General features: G+C 52.4%; 2 tRNA genes and 2 rRNA genes (2 of these 4 cut by a window edge). All 4 read right to left on the reverse strand.

Annotated elements, in window-relative coordinates:
• A 23S ribosomal RNA gene (locus Q5Z11_RS18970) occupies window positions 1–2,005 on the reverse strand; it reaches 873 nt to the left of the window's first position.
• A gap of 224 nt (window positions 2,006–2,229) precedes the next feature.
• Window positions 2,230–2,306, reverse strand: a tRNA-Ile gene (locus tag Q5Z11_RS18975).
• A gap of 22 nt (window positions 2,307–2,328) precedes the next feature.
• Window positions 2,329–2,404, reverse strand: a tRNA-Ala gene (locus Q5Z11_RS18980).
• Between the two features lie 94 nt (window positions 2,405–2,498).
• Window positions 2,499–2,500 (reverse strand): 16S ribosomal RNA (locus Q5Z11_RS18985) (it continues 1,543 nt past the right edge of the window).
• Together the 16S and 23S rRNA genes with 2 tRNA genes alongside form the textbook arrangement of a ribosomal RNA operon.

Genomic DNA, 2,500 nt, shown 5'->3' on the forward strand with positions numbered 1-2,500 from the left:
CACAGCGATTTCAATTTCACTGAGTCTCGGGTGGAGACAGCGCCGCTGTCGTTACGCCATTCGTGCAGGTCGGAACTTACCCGACAAGGAATTTCGCTACCTTAGGACCGTTATAGTTACGGCCGCCGTTTACTGGGGCTTCGATCAAGAGCTTCGCCTTGCGGCTGACCCCATCAATTAACCTTCCAGCACCGGGCAGGCGTCACACCCTATACGTCCACTTTCGTGTTTGCAGAGTGCTGTGTTTTTGATAAACAGTCGCAGCGGCCTGGTTACTGCGACCCTCTTCAGCTATAGCTCGCATGAGCCACCAAAAAGGGTGCACCTTCTCCCGAAGTTACGGTGCCATGTTGCCTAGTTCCTTCACCCGAGTTCTCTCAAGCGCCTGAGAATTCTCATCCTACCCACCTGTGTCGGTTTACGGTACGGTCTGCGTAAGCTGAAGCTTAGGAGCTTTTCCTGGAAGCGTGGTATCAGTGACTTCGCCTTAAAGGCTCGTCTCGGTGCTCGGTCTTAAAGGATCCCGGATTTGCCAAAGATCCAAACCTACCGCCTTTCCCCAGGACAACCAACGCCTGGTACACCTAACCTTCTCCGTCCCTCCATCGCACTTACGCGAGGTGCAGGAATATTAACCTGCTTCCCATCGACTACGCATTTCTGCCTCGCCTTAGGGGCCGACTCACCCTGCGCCGATTAACGTTGCGCAAGGAAACCTTGGGCTTTCGGCGTGCGGGTTTTTCACCCGCATTATCGTTACTCATGTCAGCATTCGCACTTCCGATACCTCCAGCAAGCTTCTCAACTCACCTTCACAGGCTTACGGAACGCTCCTCTACCGCGCATAACAAAGTTATGCACTCCAAGCTTCGGTTTACTGCTTAGCCCCGTTAAATCTTCCCCGCAGACCGACTCGACCAGTGAGCTATTACGCTTTCTTTAAAGGGTGGCTGCTTCTAAGCCAACCTCCTGGCTGTCTGTGCCTTTCCACATGGTTTTCCACTTAGCAGTAAATTTGGGACCTTAGCTGTGGATCTGGGTTGTTTCCCTTTTCACGACGGACGTTAGCACCCGCCGTGTGTCTCCCATACAGTCCGTCTCGGTATTCGGAGTTTGCAATGGTTTGGTAAGTCGCGATGACCCCCTAGCCATAACAGTGCTCTACCCCCGAGAGGATACATATGAGGCGCTACCTAAATAGCTTTCGAGGAGAACCAGCTATCTCCGGGTTCGATTAGCTTTTCACTCCTAATCACACCTCATCCCCTACCTTTGCAACGGGAGTGGGTTCGGGCCTCCAGTGCGTGTTACCGCACCTTCACCCTGGGCATGACTAGATCACCCGGTTTCGGGTCTACTGCCCGCGACTATGCGCCCTTATCAGACTCGGTTTCCCTTCGCCTCCCCTATACGGTTAAGCTTGCCACGAACAGTAAGTCGCTGACCCATTATACAAAAGGTACGCAGTCACTCTTGCGAGCTCCTACTGCTTGTACGCACACGGTTTCAGGATCTATTTCACTCCCCTCTCCGGGGTTCTTTTCGCCTTTCCCTCACGGTACTGGTTCACTATCGGTCGGTCAGTAGTATTTAGCCTTGGAGGATGGTCCCCCCATATTCAGACAGGGTTTCACGTGCCCCGCCCTACTCGTCTTCACTGGAATGGCCCTTTTAAATACAGGGCTATCACCTTCTATGGCCGGCTTTTCCAAACCGTTTTTCTAGAACCATACCAGCTTAAGGGCTGTTCCCCGTTCGCTCGTCGCTACTCAGGGAATCTCGGTTGATTTCTTTTCCTCTGGTTACTTAGATATTTCAGTTCACCAGGTTCGCTTCCAGCAGCTATGTATTCACTGCAGGATACCGCCGGAGCGGTGGGTTTCCCCATTCGGACATTACCGGATCAAAGCTTGTTGCCAGCTCCCCGATACTTTTCGCAGGCTGCCACGTCCTTCATCGCCTCTGACCGCCAAGGCATCCACCGTGTGCGCTTATTCGCTTGACCATATAACCGCAAGTTGCCTTGGGCTACATTTGATCCAGGGGTACAAAGCCCGGATACGAATATAACGACTCAATTAATAAGAAGACATTTAAGTCTTCCGCCTTAGCCTCACGACACGTCAAGATAGATAATCTCAAACGCTCGCTACGTCACAAGTTTTAAAAGAACAGATATCAGCCACAGTGCTGACGTCTATAAATTCTTAGTATGCGGTACATTCAGAGTGGTGGGTCTGGGTAGACTCGAACTACCGACCTCACCCTTATCAGGGGTGCGCTCTAACCACCTGAGCTACAGACCCAATGTTCTGTCATAACTCAACATGGTGGAGCCTGTCGGGATCGAACCGACGACCCCCTGCTTGCAAAGCAGGTGCTCTCCCAGCTGAGCTAAGGCCCCGTATTGGGACTTTTCCAAGCCAACCCTGTTGGCTATGGAACTCTGAATGCAGGTTTCTTGTGGGGACGCCTGACAGGCGATGCTGCCTTGCTCAAA

It is taken from the genome of Stenotrophomonas sp. 610A2 (assembly GCF_030549615.1).
GTDB classification, from domain to species: domain Bacteria; phylum Pseudomonadota; class Gammaproteobacteria; order Xanthomonadales; family Xanthomonadaceae; genus Stenotrophomonas; species Stenotrophomonas pigmentata.